General features: G+C 37.5%; 18 protein-coding genes. 10 read left to right on the top strand and 8 right to left on the bottom strand.

The window, feature by feature from the left end; translation table 11 throughout:
- Positions 1-24: 24 nt before the first annotated feature.
- The gene (locus tag R3E32_15810) at positions 25-1,482 is read left to right on the top strand and encodes a T9SS type A sorting domain-containing protein (protein ID MEZ4886201.1); all 1,458 of its coding nucleotides are present in this window, start codon (positions 25-27) and stop codon (positions 1,480-1,482) included.
- A gap of 438 nt (positions 1,483-1,920) precedes the next feature.
- On the opposite strand, the gene R3E32_15805 is transcribed toward R3E32_15810, so the two are convergent.
- From R3E32_15805 to R3E32_15790, 4 genes are all read right to left on the bottom strand, one after another.
- Positions 1,921-3,741, bottom strand: a complete 1,821-nt coding sequence (locus R3E32_15805) for a glycoside hydrolase family 2 TIM barrel-domain containing protein (protein MEZ4886200.1) — start codon at positions 3,739-3,741, stop codon at positions 1,921-1,923.
- A 261-nt stretch (positions 3,742-4,002) separates the two neighbouring features.
- Entirely contained in the window at positions 4,003-5,358 is a 1,356-nt protein-coding gene (locus R3E32_15800) for a hypothetical protein (protein MEZ4886199.1), read from the bottom strand.
- 202 nt (positions 5,359-5,560) lie between these two features.
- On the bottom strand, positions 5,561-6,892 hold the full coding sequence (locus tag R3E32_15795) for an efflux RND transporter periplasmic adaptor subunit (GenBank protein ID MEZ4886198.1): 1,332 nt from the start codon (positions 6,890-6,892) through the stop codon (positions 5,561-5,563).
- Between the two features lie 167 nt (positions 6,893-7,059).
- Positions 7,060-8,499, bottom strand: a complete 1,440-nt coding sequence (locus tag R3E32_15790; protein MEZ4886197.1) for a TolC family protein — start codon at positions 8,497-8,499, stop codon at positions 7,060-7,062.
- A 248-nt stretch (positions 8,500-8,747) separates the two neighbouring features.
- Between R3E32_15790 and R3E32_15785 the strand changes: the two genes are divergently transcribed.
- The 8 genes from R3E32_15785 to purE all read left to right on the top strand — a co-directional run bounded on the left by R3E32_15785 (position 8,748) and on the right by purE (position 19,286).
- Positions 8,748-9,185 carry a nucleoside deaminase gene (locus tag R3E32_15785; GenBank protein ID MEZ4886196.1) on the top strand — a complete coding sequence of 146 codons (438 nt, stop codon included), beginning with the start codon at positions 8,748-8,750 and terminating at the stop codon, positions 9,183-9,185.
- 67 nt (positions 9,186-9,252) lie between these two features.
- Positions 9,253-9,861: a superoxide dismutase gene (locus R3E32_15780; GenBank protein MEZ4886195.1), complete on the top strand. Its 609-nt coding sequence runs from the start codon at positions 9,253-9,255 to the stop codon at positions 9,859-9,861.
- Positions 9,862-10,914: 1,053 nt separating this feature from the next.
- Complete coding sequence (locus R3E32_15775; protein ID MEZ4886194.1) at positions 10,915-12,351, top strand: hypothetical protein; 1,437 nt, start codon at positions 10,915-10,917, stop codon at positions 12,349-12,351.
- Between the two features lie 134 nt (positions 12,352-12,485).
- Positions 12,486-14,555, top strand: a complete 2,070-nt coding sequence (locus tag R3E32_15770; protein MEZ4886193.1) for a tetratricopeptide repeat protein — start codon at positions 12,486-12,488, stop codon at positions 14,553-14,555.
- A gap of 65 nt (positions 14,556-14,620) precedes the next feature.
- A complete protein-coding gene (locus tag R3E32_15765; protein MEZ4886192.1) occupies positions 14,621-16,714 on the top strand; it encodes a tetratricopeptide repeat protein in 2,094 nt (697 codons plus the stop codon).
- A gap of 98 nt (positions 16,715-16,812) precedes the next feature.
- Positions 16,813-17,469, top strand: a complete 657-nt coding sequence (locus tag R3E32_15760; protein ID MEZ4886191.1) for a sigma-70 family RNA polymerase sigma factor — start codon at positions 16,813-16,815, stop codon at positions 17,467-17,469.
- A 68-nt stretch (positions 17,470-17,537) separates the two neighbouring features.
- Positions 17,538-18,680: a 5-(carboxyamino)imidazole ribonucleotide synthase gene (locus R3E32_15755; protein ID MEZ4886190.1), complete on the top strand. Its 1,143-nt coding sequence runs from the start codon at positions 17,538-17,540 to the stop codon at positions 18,678-18,680.
- Between the two features lie 69 nt (positions 18,681-18,749).
- Positions 18,750-19,286: a 5-(carboxyamino)imidazole ribonucleotide mutase gene (purE, locus tag R3E32_15750; GenBank protein ID MEZ4886189.1), complete on the top strand. Its 537-nt coding sequence runs from the start codon at positions 18,750-18,752 to the stop codon at positions 19,284-19,286.
- Here purE and R3E32_15745 read toward each other — a convergent pair.
- Positions 19,241-19,645 carry a hypothetical protein gene (locus tag R3E32_15745; protein ID MEZ4886188.1) on the bottom strand — a complete coding sequence of 135 codons (405 nt, stop codon included), beginning with the start codon at positions 19,643-19,645 and terminating at the stop codon, positions 19,241-19,243. The genes purE and R3E32_15745 overlap by 46 nt on opposite strands.
- 176 nt (positions 19,646-19,821) lie before the next feature.
- On the opposite strand from R3E32_15745, the gene R3E32_15740 reads away from it, so the two are divergent.
- Complete coding sequence (locus tag R3E32_15740) at positions 19,822-20,610, top strand: (Fe-S)-binding protein (GenBank protein MEZ4886187.1); 789 nt, start codon at positions 19,822-19,824, stop codon at positions 20,608-20,610.
- Positions 20,611-20,972: 362 nt separating this feature from the next.
- On the opposite strand, the gene R3E32_15735 is transcribed toward R3E32_15740, so the two are convergent.
- From R3E32_15735 to R3E32_15725, 3 genes are all read right to left on the bottom strand, one after another.
- Positions 20,973-21,314: a Kazal-type serine protease inhibitor gene (locus tag R3E32_15735; protein MEZ4886186.1), complete on the bottom strand. Its 342-nt coding sequence runs from the start codon at positions 21,312-21,314 to the stop codon at positions 20,973-20,975.
- Positions 21,315-21,475: 161 nt separating this feature from the next.
- Positions 21,476-22,513 (bottom strand): hypothetical protein, encoded by a 1,038-nt coding sequence (locus tag R3E32_15730; GenBank protein ID MEZ4886185.1) that lies wholly within the window; start codon positions 22,511-22,513, stop codon positions 21,476-21,478.
- Positions 22,514-22,571: 58 nt separating this feature from the next.
- Positions 22,572-23,345, bottom strand: coding sequence for a DUF6345 domain-containing protein (locus tag R3E32_15725; protein ID MEZ4886184.1), 774 nt, complete (start codon positions 23,343-23,345; stop codon positions 22,572-22,574).
- Positions 23,346-23,467: the final 122 nt, after the last annotated feature.

Genomic DNA, 23,467 nt, shown 5'->3' with positions numbered 1-23,467 from the left:
TATTTGTCTAAAAAAATAAAGAATATGAAATATATTATAATTTTTGTATTTTTCTGCCAAATAATTCAAGCACAAGATTTTACACTCTTTAGTACTGAAATTTCTTTTCCTAATAATAATCTTGTTTGTCGAGCAACTCTTCCAATTGAAAACGGAATATTAGCTGTAGGTATTTACAATACGGTGGGATATAAGGCTATTTTTTTAGCAAAAACTTCTTATAGTGGAGAAATGCTTTGGATAAAAATTTTAGATGATGATTCTACTGTGGGTAATATAGTGACAGGGGCAGCATTTATTCCTACAGACGATGGACATTTTGCCATTATTTATTCAAAATACAAAACTATTGCTAAAGAAGACAAAGATGTGGTACTTATGAAATTTATGGGCGATGGAACAGTTCTTTGGACTCAAAGTTATGGAGAAGCTGGTGATGAAGCTCCTTTGCACCTAATGAAAACAAGTGATGGTGGTTACTTAATTACAGGTTTTCAAGAAGTTTTGAACGATGATGTTTATTATTATGTCATTAAAACCCAAGAAGGAGGATTCAAGTTATGGGATAAACGCTACAAATGGAATGGCTACTCTTATGGGGCATGGGCAGCAGAATCTCCCAATGGAGGATATCTTATTTCTGGTTTTGCTGCAACCTCTCCTGCTTATGAAGATACCGATGTATATATTATAAGAATTGATGAAGAAGGAGAAAAAATATGGGGCAAGAATTATGGTAGTATAGAATTTGATGGGGCTGCCATTATTCAAGTTAATAGAAAAAATAACTTTATATTTTCTAGTTCTATAAGAGAGAATGGAGTTAAAAAGAATTATCATGTAGAGATTGATGATAGTGGAAGTATTGTTTGGGAGAAAATATATGACATAGATGGTTTGCACCCTATTCAAACAGAGTTTATTATAAGAGAAGATAATAGTTTTATGGGAGTTGCTTTTATTGAAAACGAACACAATCATTACCAGCCTCTACTCATGAATTTTAGTTCAAGGGGCGATACTTTGTGGACAAAACGAATTACTTTCGACCCTCATTCAGATATATATATCCGAGACATCGAACCCATTGAAGGAGGTTATGTATTGGCAGGGTTTAAGCATTTTCCACTTCCTCAACACGGTTGGCTCGTCACGATAGACGAAGAAGGTAATTTCTGTGAGGAATTGGGTTGTGTGGAGACGGTGGTGGATATTGAGGATGTAGTGATTGGAGGGAGAGAGGTTTTTGTACAGATTAGTCCCAATCCTGTGAGAGGGCAGGCTACTATTGAGTATCAGATTCCGAAAGATGGGGTATTGAAGGTGTATGATTATCAAGGGAGAGAAGTTGGAGATTGGAGGTTGGATAGTAATGATAAAACACTTACATTAGAGGTAGAGGATTGGGTGAGCGGGGTTTATTTGTATAGTGTTGAGATTGGAGAAGAGCGAGTTGAAGGTGGGAAGTTGATAGTGGAGTGAGCCACTCAAATGTCGCCGAGTTTGGAAATTGTACCGACTTTTTCGGCATGTTTCATTGGCGAATTTTCGTTTGGAAGTGGAAATTTCGGCGACACTTTTATGGTTCGCCGACAATTGGAATGGAAAAAGTCTTTTTTGAAAAACTGATGGTTACAAAATAATTGGACTTTGTACGAAAGACAAAAGAAGTAAATATTTGGTTATGAGCAAATTATATTTTCAATACGATTTCACTTAATTCCTTCGCTGTCAATGATTTAAAATTTTTTGTTTTATGTCTTTAATCTTTCGTCCAAAGTCTAAAATCAATAGTCTGCAGTATTTTTCTAATAAACGGATAGTCAGGTGATTAGAAAATAAAGTAGTTTTCGTAATTATTTGATAATCAAATCTCTGCGCCTCTCTATCTCTGCGTTTAATAAAAACTACCCGATTTAATTATTCAAATACAACATCATCTAAATAAATTTCATGGGGAAATCCATTGCTGCTTGAAAAAATAACCAAGCCAGATCGAATACAGGTAAGGTCGAGTTTCTTAATGTTGATAGAATACTGTTTCCATTCGGTAGTCAATACAATTTCTTTCGATTTCTTGGCAGTATCTGGAAATGGTTTATCCTTGTCTATTAGTCCAAAACCAATGGTAGCTTTTACGTTGGTATCATTTGCTTTGGCCCAAAAGCTAAACGTCTTTGCCCCAGAAATATCGTAGCCTCCAAGTATGTCGCCCCAATCGTTTGCAGGATCTACAAAACCTACTCCATACCAATTATCGCTTGCCGTATAAGCAATTTTTAAGCCATACTTTCCTGCATGTACGTCGGATTGGCTATGCAGATCTACTTCAATATGGTCAATGTTTCCCATGTAGCCAGAAGGAACATAGGGCATATCGAAGCCTTCCTGATATACATAAAAGGGAAGATTCGTTTTGGCTGCAAGGTATTTTTTTTCTCTCGCCTTTTTATCTATCACAACAATGGATGTCGAGGCAACCCCCACATTGTTGAATGTATCTTTGGCGTTGACATATACTTTGATAGCTCCATCTTCATTGGGTAATTGAATTTCAAAACCCTCTTGAAGGTTGCCACGATAAAGAAGTGGGTTGATTTGATTGCGACGTTTGCGGCTTCCTGTCCGTTGGTTGTAAAAAAAATCAACCTCAATCTCTTCGTTTTCAGTATCTGATATGGACAGAGAAACAGGAACCCACATTCCACTATTTAGTTTAGAGTCAGGCAATACAAAGTTTTCAATACGAGGCACATTGTTGGTAGGCTTGTTTCCCGTATAGGCTTCTCTTATTGCCCAATATTGTGGACGGTACATTTTTCTGTGGTGGGTGAGGAGCCAAGGAGAAGCAAAATCATTCCCATTACCATAATGGAATACATACACTCCCAAACATGTAGCTTGGTTTTTAATCCAGTTTTGATAACCATTCGTAATGGCTTCATATTTTTGGTGGTCAGTTGGTTCTATTTTGATGCCATTCTTTTCTTCTTGGATATCCCATTCACCTGTCACACCAAATTCAGTAATCACATAAGGTTTTTTTACGCCTTTTTTTGCCAATTCCTCAGGCAAAAAATTGGCACCTGAACCATAGCAATTGATTCCATAGATGTCAATAGAAGGAACCCATTTCTGCCACCAATCTATTCCAAAAGTCCATGCTTCTACAGATGCGATAGGATGATTGGAATCCAATTGTTTGATTTGGCTTGCTATTTTTTCCAATAGCAGAGAATAAGCCTTTTTTTCGGCATCTGTCGACATATTCAGATAGACTTCATTTCCAACACCCCACATCAGTACTGCGGGATGGTCTTTGTATTTTTCTACTGTTTGAATGGCATTGAGATACATTTTTTCCATGCCTTGATTATCCTCAAGGTAATTGAAACTATCATCGTCTTCCATTCCTGGACGGCCATGTCGCATCCATATCCCTATCATGACTCGAATGCCATGAGCATGTGCTACATCGAGTAGTTGTTTGGTGTTTTCATTGGTTGCCCATAGTCGAATGGTATTCACACCGAGGAATTGTAAATCTTGAAAATAGCTTTCGTAATTTTCAACATTTTTGTCATATCCAAAAGTGACTCCTTTCACCGCAAATGGTTTTCCTTTAACTAGTAACGTCCAGCCATTTTCGGTTTTTTCAATAGTTGTTTGGGCTTTTAGATTGAAACTGAATGGACAAAATATTAGAAGTAAAAATAGGAATTGGAAGGGATGTATCTTCATTTTTTGCTCTTTTTCTCTTGAGTAATGTAGAGAGAACCGTTCTTCTCAGCAAAAGTTCGAGTATTTCATAAAAACTCAAGGGAATTTCATAAGGTAAACTAAACAGTATCTGAAGACTAAATCCCGAAAAATTTTTCTGATTATGGATTCGATGACAGGCTACAATTCACTACCAAATTCCAAAAGATGGCGTATTTTGGTGTTGTTGTGTTCGTGTATTTGAAGTGTTAGATTGTTAATGTATTTGAAGGGTGGTTGGTTTTAAAATGATATTCCAAAACCAAACTTTAGGGATATTTTTGGTTTTTGTTCTAATTGTTGATTTACCTGCGCTGTTTCCATTATTGGAACTTTTACAGGACTTATCCCATTTCCTGTTTCATTATTGGTATTGTACAATTCATAATTATCTCCGATTTCAATTATGGGTTGATAGCCTACTTTACATCCCCCAATCAAGAAAAAGCCTGCTGCTGGATTTTTATAGCCAAAATTAGTCAGATAAATTCCTACTTGAGCCATCCCATAGAGTTCTTTTTGTTGTACTATTGCAACATCTTTTGGTTTTTTCTCATCAAAATTAATAGAGTTAGGTAGATGATTTATAGTAGTTTTGTTGTCCCCTTGAGGATCAAAATGAAGTCTGGCTGTATTTGCAAAGGTGTAGCCTGCTCCAATATCCAAAAATAGTTTGGGATAGAAAAAATTGCGGATGAAAATACCTCCCGATATTTGATTGAGGTTCAAGTTGATGTTTTGTCCTGTGCGAAGTTCTGTGAGCGGACTTGCATCACCTTCAATGTATTCTTCCCCTACATAAAATGTTCTATTCCCCGTTTTCAAACCGTAAGATGGTCTATAAAGAGATACAAAGCCATGCAAACTCGTAAAGGTGTTTTTGTTTCCCCACTTCAATTCAGGTGATAACCGAATAGATACTGTTACATTACTCGAAAAATCGGAACTCCTTCGATCCCAATAATCACCTAAATCGTGCTTTTTTGTCGGAAAATCCCAAACTGCATTTACAACTGGAGTCAGTCCCCTCTTGCCTATTGTTCCCGCAGTAGCATAAGAATAAATATAGGTTTTGTGAAAGTTTGAACTGTAGTCATTTTGGGCTCCCCGTGAGGCAGCATACAATGATTCATTTGTCTTTAGTATATCTTGCAATCTATCTATTTCTTGTTCTAGCCAATACTCAAAAACAAAATCGCTAAACTTGCGAGTAAGTACATCCTTTAAACTTGACTTTCTTTCTTCCTGTATTTCTTTCACATACTCATTTACAACCTCTCTTATTTTGTCGAAAACAAAGTACTTTGCCAATTCACGTATTACCACGTTCTTTACCCTATTGTATTCAGGTTTTGAATAAATAAGCTGCATAGTCGTACTCTCATCAATATTTTTTGTTTTAAATGGTTGCATTTTACCTGACGATATCGGATAATCATGCCCTTTTATTTGAACTTGAAAATTGAAGGAAGATGTATTGGATATTTTGAAGTCGTATTTGCTAAGGGGAACAACTTTGACGAAATCGGTTTGTGCAAATAAATTGGGAACTAAACAAAAAGAGAGTAATAAGTATGTGATTGCAAATAGTTTTTTCATGGTTAATACATTTTAATTATTATTAAGAAAATATAAAATGTATTTGAAAGTGGGGGTATCTTTAAAGATGCATTGTTAAGTAGCAAAGCAAGGATATTTGAAATAGTAGATAATAGAATTACATTAATATGACTTTAATAGTTCCTCATAATTCAAATATTTTTTTTACTAAACTAACAATCAACATTCTTCACTTCCCATTTTACTCTTCATCTTCCTTCTTAAACAAATCCTCCTTATCCACTTTGTCCACCTTCATATCATCCTCCAATTTTTTTGCAATTGTTCGGTAAGGCGCACTGACTACCTCCGCACCTTCCGTCAAGCCCGACAATATCTGAATGTAGTTTTCGTCTTGAATACCAGTCGTCACTTTGCTGCTGATCACCTTTCCGTCTGCATACACGTACACCAACTCTTGAAGTTCTTCCGCTTCCTCTTTTGACATATTGGTTTTGAGTGAATCGGGGATTTCACGAGCCGTCACGCATTGAATTGGCACAGCTAGAGTATTGGAGATTTTGTGGGTTTGAATATCCACCGAAGCAGACATTCCTGGTCGAAAAGGAAATTGGAATTTTTGGGTGAGGTCGGTGTAGGAATCAGGTAATAAGCGAATCTGGACGGTAAAATTGGTGATTTGGTCACTCGAAATTTGGGAATCCAAGTTGGCAGAATTGGCAATTTGTGTCACCACGCCTTTGAATTTTCGGTCAATATAGGCATCTACTTCCACCAAAGCCGTATCGCCCAAACTGACCCGCAAAATATCATTTTCACTAACATCCACTCGTGCTTCAATGTCATTGAAGTTGGCAATCCGAATGATTTCTGTTCCTGCAAACTGTGAAGTTCCGACTACTCGCTCCCCTTTTTCAATACTTACCCTCGACACAACGCCACTAATGGGCGCATAAATATTGGTTTTGCGAAGGTTGTCCTTTGCTTCCCTAAAACTCGCTTCTGCACTTTCGATGTTGTATTCTCCGCCTTCAATGTTTTTCAAAGCTGCTTGGTATTCAGCCTTTGCACTTTCATATTGGGCTTCTGCGCTTTCGTATTCGGCTTGTGAAAGCAACTCCTCTTCAAAAAGTTTTTTGTTTCGGTTATACACCCTTTGGGCATTGTCCATCTGCACTTTTGCTTGCAGTGAACGGGCTTTGGTATTGGAAAGTGTAGATTGGGCGGACTTGACGGCCGCTTCTGCTCTATCCACGAAAGACACGTATGCTTCTGGGTCAATTTTGGCGAGTAACTGACCTGCTTTCACTGAGTCACCTTCTTGAATGTTCAATGTCACGACTTCACCTGAGACATCGGGGGTGATTTTTATCTCCAGTTCGGGGTAAATCTTACCACTTGCCGAAACAGTTTCGATGATGGTATGTTTTTCGGCCTTGTCGGTAGCCACTTTTATCAAGGCTTTTTTGTCGATAAATCCCTGTTTTTTAGCAATTACTGCGCCAATAACAATGAGTGGTATCAATATCATAAAAACAATGGAAACGGTTTTGCTTGCACTTCGTTTTGCCATGAGTCTTGGGTTTTGGAACGCCGATTTTGATGGATAAATTATACATAGTAGCTGTGTTACTATCCATAGTTAGTGGTTTCTTCAATCTTCACAAAAGTAATCAAAACTCACCAATAATTGAAAATTGAAGTGGGAATCAAAAACAAAATTATTTGACTGTCAAATAATTACAAGCCCAAATCTTTGCCTTGATAGTAATCCAAAATTTTCAATCGGAAAATGTATTCATAAATGGCAGATTGAAGGTTCAATTCGGCAGAGGCGAGGTTGTTTTTTGCAGTGAGGTAGTCGAAAGCATTGACCAATCCCAATTCAAAACGGCGTTCTGTTTGTGCCAATGATTTTTTGAGAATCTCCATATTGGATTGATTCGCTTTGTATCTTTTTGCAGTCGCATTGGCATCTAAGTAGGCTTGTTCGATTTCTCTTCTCAACTGATTTTTAGCGAGATCTTTTGAATAGACGGTGTTTTCGATATTGATACGGGCTTGTTCGATGCCATTTTTGACTTGGTAATTGTTGAAGATAGGCACATTGATACTGACTCCAACAGATGCACGCCAATTGTCTGTTAACTGAGTGAAATAAGGGATGTTTTCTTGATTGGTAATTGGGCTATTGAGCAAGACTCCTTCTCCTCCTAAAGTTGTTAGTGAAGTGGGTACTTGTTCTATTTCACCTGTTGGGATAAAATTTTTGATGGCATTGGAATAGTCTGTACTGTATCGTGCAAATAAAGAAACGGACGGATAGGTATATCCCTTGGCTATGTCATAGCTTTTCTCTGCAATTTGGGTTTGTAAATCCCTAACCTTAAATTGAGGTTGTGTTCTGAGTGCTGCGTCATATACTTGATCAGGGCGAATAGCACTGACTTCATTTTGGTTGGGCAATTGTCCTTCAATATTGGGCTTCACAATACGGATGGGTTTGTAGTAATCCAATATTTGAGCAATGGTTAAGTAAGAAGCATTGATGTTGTTTTCGGCATTGACAAGGTTGATGTCGTCACTCGCAATTTGTGCGTCTAAATCCAGCAAATCGCTCGGCGCACGTACACCCGCTTCGACCAATTTATTCATTCTCACACGCTGTTCTTTGGTGAGTGTGGCTTGATTTTGAAGTACCTTCAACTGTTCTTCAGCTAAAAGTGCCTGCATATAAGCAGAAAGAATTTGAAGTTGTAAATTATTATTTGCTTCTTCAACCTGCAATTTTGCCAAGCCTACTTGAAGATCTCTCTGTTCTATGGTGTGTTTGACAACTCCACCATTGTAGAGTGTAAAATTGGTGCTCAATCCAAGGTTGGAATTATTGGTTGTAATGGTTTCAAGGCTATTTGTTGCGCTGACTACTGTACGTCCTAAATTAACAGACTGAGTGAAAAATCCATTCAAATCAGGTAATATTGCAGCTTTACTTTCCATCAGATTGCCTTCGGCGGAAGTGATTTGAAGGGCTGCCTGTTTGAGTTGAATGTTGTTTTTTTCAGCATAGTCAAAACATTGTTGAAGTGTCCAGCTTTCGGGAGTAGGGTTGTTTTGTGCAAAAACAGATAAGGTTGAAGCAAAAATAAGACTTAAGAATAGGTTGATAAATGGTCTCATGTAAATATCTTTAGGATTGATAAGAATTCAATAAAAATTGGAAAAAAATGAAAATTTAAATAGTACGCTGATTTACAAATTTTTAGCATAGCTATCTGGAAATTTATCATTCATCGTTTACTTAACACAACGATATTACAAAAAAAATGGTTGAAATGATTCCCAATATTAGAGAAAATCACTTTGCTTTAACCTTTTTTAAGAAAAATAACCGATGATATTTATTTTTTCATTCATCTCCAAACCTTATGTTAACAGACGAATATTATATGCGTATAGCACTTCAACAAGCACAATTGGCTTTTGAAGCCGATGAAATACCTGTCGGAGCAGTTATGGTTGCCCAAAATAGGATTATTGCCAAAGCTTTCAATCAAGTCGAACGGCTGCAAGATGCTACGGCTCATGCCGAAATTTTGGCGATAACGGCTGCTTCGAATTACCTCGGTAGTAAGTATCTCAAAGATTGTACCCTATATGTGAGTTTAGAACCTTGTGTCATGTGTGGGGGAGCTATTTATTGGGGACAATTGGGGCGATTGGTGTTTGGAGCTTGGGATACAAAAAGAGGGTGCGAGAGTTTGGAATTGAGTGTGTTACACCCCAAAACGATTATTGTTGGAGGTGTTTTGGCTGAGGATAGTACGCAAATGATTCGACTTTTCTTTGAACAAAAACGCCCCTAAAAACATTTCAATTTATAGAAAAACGTACTTTCGTTTTTAATTCACAAAATTTAAAATATTTTTAAATATGGCTTTTCAACTTCCTGATTTACCCTATGCTTTTGATGCACTAGAACCACATATTGATGCTCGTACGATGGAAATTCACCACGACAAACATCATGCAGGTTATACCAACAACCTCAATGCGGCTATTAAAGGAACCGACCTTGAAGGAAAATCAATTGAAGAATTATTGAGTGTTGCTTCTACCAATGCGGCTGTGCGCAACAATGGAGGTGGGTTTTACAACCACAGTTTGTTTTGGAGTGTAATGTCTCCTGCAGGTGGCGGTACTCCTTCTGGTGATTTGGCAGATGCTATCAACAATGATTTGGGTTCTTTTGATGCCTTCAAAGATGAATTTAGCAAGGCAGCAGGTTCTCGATTTGGTTCAGGCTGGGCTTGGTTGTGTGTAGGTAGTGATGGTAAATTGTTTGTTACTTCCTCTCCTAATCAAGACAATCCATTGATGGATGTGGCTGACAAAAAAGGACAACCTATTTTGGGTTTGGATGTATGGGAACATGCTTACTATTTGAACTATCAAAACCGTCGTCCTGACTATGTTACTGCTTTCTTCAATGTAATCAATTGGGAAGAAGTGACTAAGCGTTATGCTGCTGCTAAAGCGTAAGCACTCATTACAAGCTTAATTATTTCGATAAAGCATCTGTTACTTTTTGTATCAGATGCTTTTTTTATGTGATGTATCAAGACTCTATCTTGAATAATAATATATGATTTTACGTTATTTCTGGCACTGATATAAAATATGAAAAACTATTTGGACAAGTTTTTTTAGTGAACAATGCTTTTGTTTCAAAGTAGTTATAGATGTGTATTAAAAAAAAGAAAGGTTGTTTAACAAAATGTTTTGTAATTACAATTAACTTTTGTTATCTTAGCAATACCATACAAACACAAACCAAATGAAGAAGTTACAAAATCTACCACCCAATAGGTATTTCTTAGATATACTACCTAAAAATACCTTAAAATTTGTAAAAGGAGGAGTCAGAATAAAGGAGCATCAACCACCCCCACCTCCATCTGATCCTAAATTAATTTTTCGCAATTTTCATATTTCAAAAAATTAATTTGTTCCTTGACTAAAGATGTAATAGTTTTGTGCTATTCCACCTACAGATATTTTACCCATCCACACTACAATTTTCTATCCAAATCAAATTGATAGTCCATCTATCTTATCGGCAATTTTTTGTGTACATAGTACATGCATATAAGGAATTACCAACGAATAGTTTTTATATAAGATATTTATACTGCATAGCGTATTGTTATATAACCATTATTTATTTCTTAACCATTTAATTTTTTTAACATGAACACATTTCAAGAATTATCTAAGACCCTTTCTGTCTTGACAAGTAAAGATTTACAGTCGTTGAAAGGCGGTGGTGGTGATCCTCCTCCTCCTCCTATCGAAATCGACTAATTTTTTTGTAAAGCTTGACCATCTTGTTATTACAGGATAAAATGCCATTGTCATATATTTGATAATGGCATTTTTTTTGTACTAACAAAAGAAATTAGACTTTGGACGGAAATTGTTTGAAAAAAAATAGGCAAAACTATTGCTATAGTATATTATGTGAAAAACATAGCTATTACAAAAGAGTTTTGCCATGATATTTTAAATTCAGACATAAAGCACGCCAAGGCTTTAGTGAATGTACTTATGGCATTGGGCAGTGAAGTAAATGCCCCTAATCCCACATCCCTAAGTTTGAGTCCATTTTTTCAATATCATTACTCGATACTTGGAAAAGTAATGAAAGATTTTGGCGAAGAACTTAACGGTGCAGACAAGTTAGCGTTAAAATCAGATTTGCGGCAATTATTTTTCAAAAAAATGCCCTATCAATCGGAGTACAAACTCTCTACTGATTTTACAACAATACGCAAACCCGAATCACGGACATTGGCAGAACGAGGATTTGTCAATATCCCAAATGTACGCATTTATGGTAATAAACCTATAGACATTGGATATTATATTTCATGTCTTAATCTACATCTTTATGATGAAAAACATCCTGCTGCTTGGAGCGTTCCTTTGGATAATCTACGAGTAGATTTACAATCCGATAAAATAAGTGTTGTCGTTCAGCAACTGTGTAATGTCTTAGAAGATGAGAATCTACCTTTTGCCGAAAGTACAAAAGTTACGAACACTTCTGATTCGAGTTATACGGTTCCAGAATTTATTAGTCCATTGATTGAGAAGTTCGATAATCTGCTTTTAATCAGTAGAGTGCGCTATGGAATGAAAGTGTATAAACCTTACTGTGGTGAACAAAAAAAGGGCGGACGCAAGAAAACTTATGAAGATGAGCCTTATTATTTACAAACCGAGCGTGTGCGTAAGTTTAAGCATCGCAAAACCAAGCAATATTTTAGTAAAGCCCAACGCCCCATTTTTGATTTAGCTACTGATGATGAAGTAGAATATGAAACCACTTTAGCAAAAGGACGCAAAATCCTCGTTCAAATTTATCGTTGGAATGATGTGCTTTTGCGTGGTAAAAATAGCTATAAAATGGAGGATAAGCCATTTGATTTGGCGTGTATTCGATTCATAGACAAAGAAACGGGAGCTTGTTTATTCAAGCGAGATATGTTTGTGGGTGTATGGGGCAAAAATCGCAGAACGCACACCACACTCGAAATTCAAACGGACTACAAACATCGCTATGATATTGAGGTTCATAATCGTTTCAGTAAACAGCAATTCTTAGCCGACAAATACCAAACATCTAATGTAGAGGCTTTGGATGCTTGGTTATGGACAGTACAGCTGACTTATTGGCTTTTGTACTTTGCATCCACAGAAACCGAAGTTTGTGTCAATCCATGGGAAGAATATCTGCCTGAAGTAAAAAGAGCTCAACAGAACAAACAGAGAAAGTCAGTTGCAATGACCCGAAAAGGAGCAAAAAGACTTTTTTCTACTTTTGATATTCGACCCTTCAAACCTCAAGAGTCTAAAAATGGAAAGGGGCGTAAGAAAGGAACCGTCTTAAAGCAGAAACCGAAGCAGAAACCAAAGAAAAAACTCAAAAATGAACAAAATTACAAGCAAAATATTGAACAAATCAAGTGATAATATAAGAAAATATTATTATGTTTTTAGCTCAACCGAAGGTTGAATGGGATTCTTTTGTCCAAAGTCTAAAAAAGAAAAAAACGCTGTTTCAATCTAAACAGTTAGTAATTTAATTCTCTCAAATCAAGCCCGTGCCTAAATACATTATACTTACCCTATTGATGGTGCTATTTACTTCTAGCAGATTAATGGCAGAAGACTATTTGGATAGTTTGAAAAACGAATTGGTTGTTCAGCAATCAAAACAAAATGTCAATGCAATTGGAGATATTTATAAGCAAATTGGTAATTTTTACTTCAAAAAAAACAATTACGATTTGGCTATTAAATATTTTCAAGAAAGTTTAGAAACAGTTTTGTATGCCTCTTCCAATATTCCCAGTGTAATCGCTGAAACCCACTTAAACTTAGGATATACACACAATCAATTGAGCAATTTCTCAGAAGCCATTTATCACTACAAAAAAGCAGTGGAGATTGGAGAGTTTGACGAAGATGCTTACCAAACAGTTGGACGTAGTCTCGGAGGAATAGGCAACTTATACGTTGATATTGGGGATTATGAACAAGCATACAGTTATCATTTAAAAGCGATGAAACTCAATACAGCCCATTTGGATTCTTCGGGTATGGGACGCTCTTATTACACAATGGGAAGTATTTACTTTCATCAAAGACAATTAGATGAAGCACTCAACTACTACAAGAAATCTCTAAATATGTGGATTCACAAAGGTAATAAACGATGGATTTACACCTGTAATGATGCCATTGGAGTCGTTTATGGAGAAAAGAAACAATATGATAAGTGGCTCGAATACAGCGAATTGGCTTTGGAAAATGCTGAGGAAGCCGACTATCTTATTGGCATTGCTTATGGTACACATAATTTGGCGAGTTACTATCATGATATGCATTGTTTTGAAGAAGCTTCAATGTATTATAATGAAGCATTGCAGAAAATGCAAGCAGCAAAAGACAAAGTAGGAGAAGTAAAAGTATTAAGAGCCATTGCAAAGTTTTATATCGAACAAGAGGCGTATGACAAAGCCCTTGTTTATTTGGAACAGGGATTGGAGATTGCCCAACCTATTGGCGCAAGACCGCTAATAAAAGAGATCTATCAATTGCTGTATCAGAGTTTCCATAAATTGGGACAACTACGACTTGCACATAATTATCAAGCAAAATACCTGTCTTTGAATGATTCGCTCATTATAGATAACAACACAGAGCGTATATTGGCTATGCAGATTCGACATGAACTACAAAAAAAGGAGGTAACTATTGCTGAGCTTCAACAAGAACAAGAGGTGAAACAACTTTACCCAAAAGCATCACTGATAGGAATTGCTATTTTATTACTATTTGTATTTCTGTTATTCAATCGGCACCATCTGGTGCAAATCGAACATCAATTGTTAGCCAAAAAGAAAGCAAAATCAGAGAAAGAGCGTGCAATATTGGCAACCTCTAATCGTAGTTTAGAATATTTTGCTACAGTTGCCTACAACGATTTGCAAAAACCATTGCAGCACATTGACCAACTTGTTTCCAGTTTGCAGGTGGAGTATCAAGAAAATCTTACTGAGGATAGCAGAGATTTTATCTACTATATTTCGGATGGTATTGAGCGAATGAGCAATTTACTAACTGATTTACTGTCTTACGCAAGATTGGATAGCCGAAAAACTGCTTGGAAATTGACCAATGTAAATGTGCATACACTAGTGGACGAGGTACAGCGTTCTTTGATAAATATGATTGAAGAAAAAGATGCTCAGATAATTATAGAAAGTTTACCCCACCAAATTGTGGCGAATCAAACTACCCTGATACAACTATTTCAAAACTTGATTAGCAATGGATTGAAGTTTGTGGGTGACAAATCACCTGTCATACGAATCAATTGTGTCGTCAAAAAAGATCAGTACCTATTTTCAATACAAGACAATGGAATAGGGATAGCGGCAGAGCACCAATCCCGAATTTTTGAAATATTCAAGCGACTTCATACCTCAAAAGAATACAAGGGTACTGGCATTGGTTTGGCTACATGTCAAAAAATTGTGAGAAGACATGGAGGCGAAATTTTCCTCACCTCAGAACTAGGTTATGGCACTACTTTTTACTTCACGATAGACCGTAAACTCCAAATTAGTTCAGCCAATACCCAAATAATGATACAAAAAGCTGCTTAATAAAGCGTGACTATTCAAGTTTGGTATAATTTATGGTTATTTAAACATGACAATTGATTGACGATATGATGCCCATTCTTCGATGCCATGTTACATTTATTTTTTGTGTGCTGATGATTTTTCTATTAGCGGCAAATGATGTATGTGCTGAAGAGAAGAATAAAAAACAGAACATCAATTCTTTAGATAATAACATTGAACATCTTTTGGATTCGGCAAAAGAAGAATCTAATGACACTATTTTTAGCCTAAAACTTTCAGAAAAACTGGCAGAGTATTACTATCGAAACAATCAATACAGCAATGCACTTACCAATTACCTCGCTGCCCTAGATGCAGCAAAAAGCCTCAACGAGAAAAATAAAGTAAATAAGTACCAATACAACATAGGATTGCTCTACACCAAAATAGGCAATTTCCCACTCGCAATCAATTACCTATCTACCATATTAGACGAAAATACCCTAACACCACTGCCCAGCGACTTCAATGCAGATATATATGGTGAATTGGCAACCGCCTACTTATATATCGGTGATTATATGCAGTCTTCAGAGTATCAAATAAAAGCTTTGCGAATTAGAGAGTTACTGAAGGATACATTGGGAATTGGAAAATCGCAATATACTTTTGGTAATATGTATTACCAACAACAAAATTATAAAGAAGCGCAAAAACACTATGAAGAAGCCTTCAATACTTGGCAACTCAACAATTTTGAAGACGGCATCTACCGATGTTATGCAGCCTTGGGAAGTGTTTTCGGAAAATTGAAGGACTCCGAAAAATCCTTGAAGTACAATTTGATGGCACTTGAATTGGCAAAAAAACTACATCATCCCATAGGTATTGCTTATGCCTTGCACAATGTAGGAGAAAATTACAGTGAAAGTGGAGCCTATTCCAAAGCCAATGATTACTTCTATCGTGCACTAGAAATCATGATAGAATCAGAAGATAAAAACGGACAAACCATTATTTTAGAATCAATTGGAAGGCTTCAATTGCGACAAAATCACCCGCAAGAAGCACTACAAACACTGCAATCTGCACTGCAATTGGCGCAAGAACTCAAGGCAGCTCCCCGCATACAAGAACTCTACTCGGCTATTGCAGCCAACTACGACAGTAGAGGAAACCTTCAAGAAGCATTTAACTACAAAGAAAAATACATTGCACTCAAAGATTCATTGCTCAATGAAAGCGATTTGGAGCTTATCAACCAAATGCAAATCAACTACAACTTAGAGCAAAGTCGAAAAGAACAAGCAATTACAAAATTGAAGCAGCAAAACAAATTGCAAAACATCTACTTTGCGATAGGTATTGCCACCATTTCACTGCTGCTGCTTACTATTCTGATTGTTTATATTCGTTATCAGATAAGGTTGAAAAGAAAAGATTTGCTGCAACTAGCGCAAACAAATATTGATGTAGAAAAAGAACAAATAAAAGACTCCAACGAAGATCTAAAACAATTTGTATATGTGGTAGCCCATGACCTTCAGGAGCCATTGCGTATGATTCGAAGTTATACTCAACTCTTACACAGTCGTTTAAAAAAAGTAGTTAGCCGAACATCTGAACAAAAATTTACAGAAGTACAAGACGAAGCACAAAAAATGGGAGAACTGTTGGGGGATTTATTGGAATATTCCCGACTTGATAGTCACGAAGAAATGATGACCGAAGTAGATGTAAACGAAATGGTAAATATCGCCTCCAGCAAACAGCATCATTACCTTGTTGAAAATGATGTAGTTGTCACAACTGATGAGCTTCCGATTGTCCGAGCTTTTCCAAAACAGTTTGCCAAATTATTTGAATTGTTGATTGACAATTCCATCAAGTTTCGACAACAAAACATCGCTCCAAAAATACATATCAGTTGTGAAGAGCAAGCGGATACCTATTGTATTAGATTATCAGACAATGGTATAGGCATCAAACAAGAAAATCTCACCTCTATTTTCGAATTATTCAAGCGTGGTCACACCGATACAACTTACAATGGCACAGGATTTGGACTAGGCTATTGCAAAAAAGTAATGGAAAACCATAAAGGAAATATATGGGTTCAATCCGTCTTAGAAGAAGGCAGCACTTTTTTCTTAACTATACCAAAAAACAAAGCCACGTTACCACAGAGTCCAAATTAAAAATGCCTGCAAATTGAACAATTTCTTCATGTAACCTTTTTAGATAAGTAACCACTATCTACAAGGATACATTTTCCAAATTAACAAATTTTGCTGTTATGAATCAAACAAGGGATTGGGCAGAAAAATTGAAAGCAGGAGACAAAGAAGCTTTCAACCATTTGGTCAAAGAATGTTATGGTATTTGTCTTCGAAGAGCAACTGCTTATACCAAAGACGAAAGTGCTGCCAAAGATTTGGTGCAAGAAGCACTTGTTCAAGCATATCTATCTATTGGCAAGCTCGAAGACCCTACCAAATTTAAGGCTTGGGTCATGGGGATTCTGCGAAATACCTGCAACAATTACCACCGCAGTAAAAAAAGCCCAATGCTCAACCTCCCCGATGAATTGTTTCAGATTCCAGAAGAAACCGTAGCTTTTGAAGACGACGAGTTGATTAGAAAACGAGTAAGAGAAGCAGTTGAGCAGTTGAGCCACAAGAACAAAGAGGTTATCGAAGCTTTTTATTTTGACAACCTGAGCATAGAAGAAATTTCTCGGCACTTTGATCTGTCGGTTAGTGCCACCAAAGTTCGCTTACATCGTGCCAGAAAAGCATTGAAATACGTGCTAACAGTTCCTGCCAATCCAGTAAGCAATTACCTACCACATTCCTCCCTTCAATTGGAGTACTTTCACCCCAATTGTCTGTATTCATTGCAGTCTTTGGAAGTAGAAAAACTTTGTTGGAAGAAGGTAGGCTGTGCGGCTTGAGATTAAGCAATGTTTGAAAAATAAGTAGTACATTTGTCCTAATTTTCTCAAACATCTTAACATCCAAAATGTCTTTTTTCCCAAAACTCGGTATTCTCGGTGGCGGCCAACTGGGCAAAATGCTTCTTCAAGCGGCCAATCCATTGGCGATTCCCATTCACATTCTTGACCCAAATCCCAGTTGTCCTGCAGCTGAATGGACTTCAAAATTAACCGTAGGTGATTTTCGGGATTACGAAACTGTCTATCAATTTGGACAAATGGTGGATATATTGACTATTGAAATAGAGCAAGTAAATATCGAAGCACTTCTTCAATTGCAGAAAGAAGGAAAAACAGTGCATCCAAATCCTGCAAAAGTCAAAATCATTCAAGACAAAGGGCTGCAAAAAGATTTTTTCCGAAAACACGAAATAGCGACCTCTAATTACCAAATTTTCCCCAATAAAAAATCCATCTTAGCAGCCATTGAAGCCGATGAACTGCAATTGCCTTTTGTCCAAAAATTGCGGCAATTTGGCTATGATGGGAGAGGAGTACAGGTGATTCGCACCGAAGCAGATTTAACCCAATTATTTGAAGAACCGAGTTTGGTAGAGGATTTGGTGGACATTGACAAAGAGCTTTCGGTGATTGTGACAAAGGGTAAAAGTGGTGAAATTGTTTGTTTTGATGCCGTAGAAATGGAGTTCAATCCAAAAGCCAATTTGGTGGAATTTTTATTTGCACCTGCCAACATATCCTCAACGATTGCTGCAAAAGCCCAAAAAATAGCCATTGAAGTGAGTAAAGCTTTCGACATTCAAGGTCTTTTGGCGGTAGAGTTGTTTCTTACCAAAGACGGTGAGGTATTGGTCAATGAAGTGGCCCCCCGTCCACACAATAGCGGACACCACAGTATTGAAGCTTGCTATACTTCTCAATATCAACAACATTTGCGTTCCATTTTGGATTTACCATTGGGTAGTACGACTTTGAAAATGCCAGCGGTGATGGTGAATCTTTTGGGAGAACCCAATCACACAGGCCCTGCTAAATACGAAGGTCTGGCCGAATGTTTGGAAATAGAGGGTGTTTATGTGCATCTCTATGGCAAGGAAATCACCAAACCTTTCCGAAAAATGGGTCACATTACTATCTTAGACCCTAATTTGGAAACGGCAAAACAGAAGGCGAGAGAAATTTCGACTTTGTTGAAGGTGGTTTCTTAGGATGGTTGTATTGTTAAATGGCTCAACAGTACGACAATTCAGCAATATAACAATTCAAGAGTATAAATTATGAATCCTTTAGTCAGTATCATCATGGGGTCCGATTCGGACTTACCGATTATGTCAGCAGCAGCGGATTTCCTCAAACAGTTGGGAATACCCTTTGAATTGACCATTGTTTCGGCGCATCGCACACCCGATAGAATGATGGATTTTGGTGCAAATGCCCACAAACGGGGTATAAAGGTTGTCATTGCAGGGGCAGGTGGAGCAGCGCATTTACCAGGCATGGTCGCTGCAATTACCCCACTTCCAGTGATTGGCGTTCCTATTAAATCCCGCAATTCGATTGACGGTTGGGATTCGGTTTTGTCCATTTTGCAGATGCCAAGCGGAATTCCTGTGGCAACGGTTGCTTTAGATGGTGCGAAAAATGCAGGGATTTTGGCGGCAAGTATGTTGGGGGCTTATGATGCAGAAATTCAACAAAAATTGATAGACTTCAAGGAAGGGCTAACTCAAGCGGTTGCCGATAAATATACAAGATTGGAGGAGGTAGGCTATGAGGAGTATTTGAAGGAGAAAGAAGTAGGAAGTGAGAAGTAGGAAGTAGGAAGTGAGAAGTGAGAAGTAGGAAGTAGGAAGTGAGAAGTGGGAAGTGAGAAGTGAGAAGTGGGAAGTGAGAAGTGGGAAGCGAGAAGTGGGAAGAAGGAAGTAGGAAGCGAGAAGTAGGAAGTGGGAAGTGGGAAGTAGGAAGTGGGAAGCGAGAAGTAGGAAGTAGGAAGTAGGAAGCGAGAAGTAGGAAGCGAGAAGTAGGAAGCGAGAAGTAGGAAGTAGGAAGTAAGAAGTGGGAAGTAGGAAGTGGGAAGTGAGAAGTGAGAAGTGGGAAGTAGGAAGTAGGAAGCGAGAAGTAGGAAGCAAGATATAGAATAATAATCAACACAACCATTTAACCATTCAACCATTCAACCATTCAACAATTCAACAATTCAACCATTTAACAATTCAACCATTTAACCATTTAACCATTTAACCATTTAACCATTCAACAATTCAACCATTTAACAATTTAACCATTCAACCATTCAACCATTCAACCATTCAACCATTCAACAATTCAACCATTTAACAATTCAACAAGATGATCCAAGTTCCATTGATGGCAGATTTGGCTGCCGAAGGCAAAGAAGCAGAAGTATTGTTTTGGGTAGGCTGTGCAGGCAGTTTTGATGACCGAGCCAAGAAAGTCACCAAAGCATTTGTCAAAATTTTGCACCATGTTGGAGTGAAATATGCCGTTTTAGGTCCAGAAGAAACCTGTACGGGCGATCCTGCAAGACGAGCTGGAAATGAGTTTTTGTTTCAAATGCAGGCTGCTACCAATATTGAAACGCTTAATATGTATGGGGTCAAAAAAATCGTGACAGCTTGTCCGCATTGCTTCAATACCTTGAAGAATGAATACCCTGTTTTGGGAGGTACGTATGAGGTCATTCACCACACCACCTTTTTGCAGCAGTTGATTGACAGTGGCAAAATCAAAATGAAGGAAGGCGGCAACTTCAAAGGCAAGCGCATCACCTACCATGATTCTTGCTATTTGGGTCGTGCCAATAATATCTATGAGGCTCCCCGAAAAGTGTTGGAGGTTTTGGATGCTGAGTTGGTTGAAATGCGACGCTGCAAATCCAAGGGTTTGTGCTGTGGTGCGGGTGGCGCACAGATGTTCAAGGAAGAAGAAGAGGGTAAACTTCGGGTGAATCAAGAGCGCACCAAAGATATTTTGGAGAGCAAGGCTGGAATTGTGGCGGTTGGTTGTCCATTTTGTATGACCATGATGACGGACGGGGTGAAAGGGTCTGATACAAAGGAAAACATTGAAGTGAAAGATATTGCAGAGTTGATTGCAGAAGCGGCTGATTTGGTTTAGATTTTTTTTTCTTCACTTAGTTTATTATCAGTAATTTAAATGATTGGGGGTTGTTGTTTTTAGGTTGAATTTCTTATCTTTATACATCGAAAATAAATTCATTCAATCATGGAAAGCAACAACAGTCCTCAATCAAATATTCTCATTTACCAAGCCAAAGATGGCAGCACTCAAATAGAAGTGCAATTGGAGAACGAAACTGTTTGGTTGTCGCAAAATTAAATGGCGAACCTATTTCAGAGAAATAAATCTACTGTTTCAAGATATATCAACAATGTATTTGAAGAAGGTGAGTTACAGCAAAATTCAGTTGTTGCAAAATATGCAACAACTGCCAACGACGGTAAAACCTACCAAGTAGATTATTTACAGTTTCCCTCAGTCCATTTTTTGATTCCTGCTCTTTCAGCCTGACACTTATTGCTATAGTTTTTGTTATCGCAGCCACATATAGGTGCATATACATCAGGACAAGGAATTGATTCTGTATTACTAACTGCCTCATAACAATCTTTATCCAAATCCTCTATTGGGATTGGCTTAGGAGTAGAGGGGGTTTCGTATCCACTTGGAGGGGTAGAAGTATTGGGTTGGGATGTTTCTTGGGTTTGGGCGTTTTTATTGTCAACCTTATTCTGACAATCTGTTGCCAACAAAAACAAACTAAACATACAAAAGGATAAACTAAATAAAACACTTTTCATTATACAATCTATTTTGACTTACTGATTGAAAAAAGCGGTGGGTTTCAACCTGTTCTGAGAACTAAGTAAACCCACCGCTATGGAGTAATTTTAAGAATCAATCTATTTTTAAGTATGGTGTAAATAGCAGCTAAAAACTACTATTCAACTCAAAAACCTTGCTACTCAATATCTCTTGATTTTTTTTCACGAATATCTAAAGTAGGTTTAGAAGATAACTTTTTGATTAGGGAAGCTTCCTTTGGCGTATCCATCACCTCAATTCTTTCAGGCGAATTGGCAAGTGCAGGAACGATGCCCATATAGTCAAACCTCACAGGAGGCGCATCGTTTACTTGGGGAAGCATCACTTTGACCTGAAAAAAGTAAGCAGGTTGGATATGACTTCCTGCCCCGTCATAATAAGCAAGTGCCATATTTTCGAGTTTGGATTTTGTTCCTTTTCCAAATTCGGTTAGTAGTCGTCTTTTCATTTCTACTTCAGCATCTCGGGCACTCTTCATTTCTACTTCTCCAACCCTTTTCTTTGAGGTTTCTTGTACTTTTTTCCAACGCGAAGTCGCACCAACAATTTCTCCTTTATTTCCTACTTGTACAATGATCTTGGAGCCTGCACCATAGACAGGAACACCATCTAACAATCGCCCATAGGTCACAGTTCTCAATACATCTATTGTCTCATTTGAACCTGCAAAAGAAGTACGCAAACCGCCTGAATGCATCATGATTAATTCTTCCTTATTTTCGGGTGCTAACCCGCTTTCTTGGATGAATTGAAGAGAGGCTTTATTGGCATTTTCTTGTGACGGCAATTCACGGCCACCTTTGTCCAAATAATTTTGCATTCCTTTATTAAAAGCTAACTTGCCTTCAGAGATATTCGCCTCAAAAAAAGCAGTTGGATCTGATTTCGAACGTTCCATGACCTCGTTACTTCTAATAGAAGGCACAGACAAACGATTGCCTAGTAATTGCCTTGATTTCTCACTAAACTGATCCATTTTTTTAGGAGAGGGTTTTTCTGTTTCAAAAACAAATAAATCTCCTTTAGTATAGGTAATCAGATTTTTATATACACTGGGTTGAAAGGATGCTAATTCATCACCAGTGGAGGGGTTCATGTATCGAGAAGACATGACGAATAGTCCCAAAAGCATCAATGAGCCTATCAAAAATAATGTTTTATATATATGTTTCACTGTTGTTGTTTTTATTGTGAATTAAAGATTTAAAATGACTGAACTTGATGAGTATAAATTAATATTGCCAAAAAGTTTGCATTCCTGAAGTACCTGCAGCGGGATCAGCTGCATAAGAACCAAGACGATCGTATTTGCAGCCTTTTGCTACAATGGCACTTGCTAAACCAGGGTAGGGGTAATTACTACCATATTGATCATCATAATAAGACGGGTTGAAAATCCACCAACGTTCCTCATTGACCGCATCAAACCAAGACTGCCAGAGATAGCCATTGCTTTTAAGTTTGTTTGCATAGTTGTTGGGAATGCCATTATCGGAATGACTCAAAGTATGGAAACCTATCAATTGGTGTAGTCCACCAAACATATTGGAATAATCGCTCCACCAATTTGCCTTTTCAGGGGCAGAGGATACGGTATAGCAGGATTCAATAATCATCCACTCCAAATCGTCTCCGCTGTCGCCATAAGGAGGAACAGTCTTTAAATTGACTCCCTGACCAGTACTTTGATTCGTCTGAATGTAGTGGTAATTACCATGGCCAGCTACATAAGCCAAATCCATCGCATCTACATAGTTGTCGTGTGAAGATCCTGTAAATTGGTAAGGTTCTGCCCAGTAATATTGGTAATACTTCCAACTGTGAGAACCAATAGTTTGACTTGTTTGAAAATTTTTGATGAAGTTCCAAACGTTTCGCACAAAACGGCTTTCTGCCTGATCAACATAACCACCAATTTCTCGACTACCTGCATAGGAAAAAGTGACAATTAAAATGAATACCAAACTGAGTGTCCATTTTGCTCTTTTTGCAAAAATGTTAATCATGATTTTTGGATTTTGATGTAAAATAAAATTTATGAAAAATAATTGCTTATAAAGCAAATATAATCAGTAGAGTTTGAGGAGTAGGTTGGTATGCATTCATCCGAATATAAAGAAAAAAAACG

This window comes from Chitinophagales bacterium (assembly GCA_041392475.1).
In the GTDB taxonomy this organism is placed as follows: Bacteria; Bacteroidota; Bacteroidia; order Chitinophagales; family UBA2359; genus JAUHXA01.
Note: the sequence above shows the minus strand (reverse complement) of the source record. Positions and strands in the feature narration are given on the sequence as shown.

Coding starts and splice junctions, on each gene's coding strand:
- purE (MEZ4886189.1), top strand. CDS start 18,750: ATGAATCCTTTAGTCAGTATCATCATGGGGTCCGATTCGGACTTACCG.
- R3E32_15780 (MEZ4886195.1), top strand. CDS start 9,253: ATGGCTTTTCAACTTCCTGATTTACCCTATGCTTTTGATGCACTAGAA.
- R3E32_15790 (MEZ4886197.1), bottom strand. CDS start 8,499: ATGAGACCATTTATCAACCTATTCTTAAGTCTTATTTTTGCTTCAACC.
- R3E32_15755 (MEZ4886190.1), top strand. CDS start 17,538: ATGTCTTTTTTCCCAAAACTCGGTATTCTCGGTGGCGGCCAACTGGGC.
- R3E32_15800 (MEZ4886199.1), bottom strand. CDS start 5,358: ATGAAAAAACTATTTGCAATCACATACTTATTACTCTCTTTTTGTTTA.
- R3E32_15785 (MEZ4886196.1), top strand. CDS start 8,748: ATGTTAACAGACGAATATTATATGCGTATAGCACTTCAACAAGCACAA.
- R3E32_15805 (MEZ4886200.1), bottom strand. CDS start 3,741: ATGAAGATACATCCCTTCCAATTCCTATTTTTACTTCTAATATTTTGT.
- R3E32_15735 (MEZ4886186.1), bottom strand. CDS start 21,314: ATGAAAAGTGTTTTATTTAGTTTATCCTTTTGTATGTTTAGTTTGTTT.
- R3E32_15745 (MEZ4886188.1), bottom strand. CDS start 19,645: ATGGTTGAATGGTTAAATGGTTGTGTTGATTATTATTCTATATCTTGC.
- R3E32_15765 (MEZ4886192.1), top strand. CDS start 14,621: ATGATGCCCATTCTTCGATGCCATGTTACATTTATTTTTTGTGTGCTG.
- R3E32_15810 (MEZ4886201.1), top strand. CDS start 25: ATGAAATATATTATAATTTTTGTATTTTTCTGCCAAATAATTCAAGCA.
- R3E32_15740 (MEZ4886187.1), top strand. CDS start 19,822: ATGATCCAAGTTCCATTGATGGCAGATTTGGCTGCCGAAGGCAAAGAA.
- R3E32_15725 (MEZ4886184.1), bottom strand. CDS start 23,345: ATGATTAACATTTTTGCAAAAAGAGCAAAATGGACACTCAGTTTGGTA.
- R3E32_15760 (MEZ4886191.1), top strand. CDS start 16,813: ATGAATCAAACAAGGGATTGGGCAGAAAAATTGAAAGCAGGAGACAAA.
- R3E32_15795 (MEZ4886198.1), bottom strand. CDS start 6,892: ATGGCAAAACGAAGTGCAAGCAAAACCGTTTCCATTGTTTTTATGATA.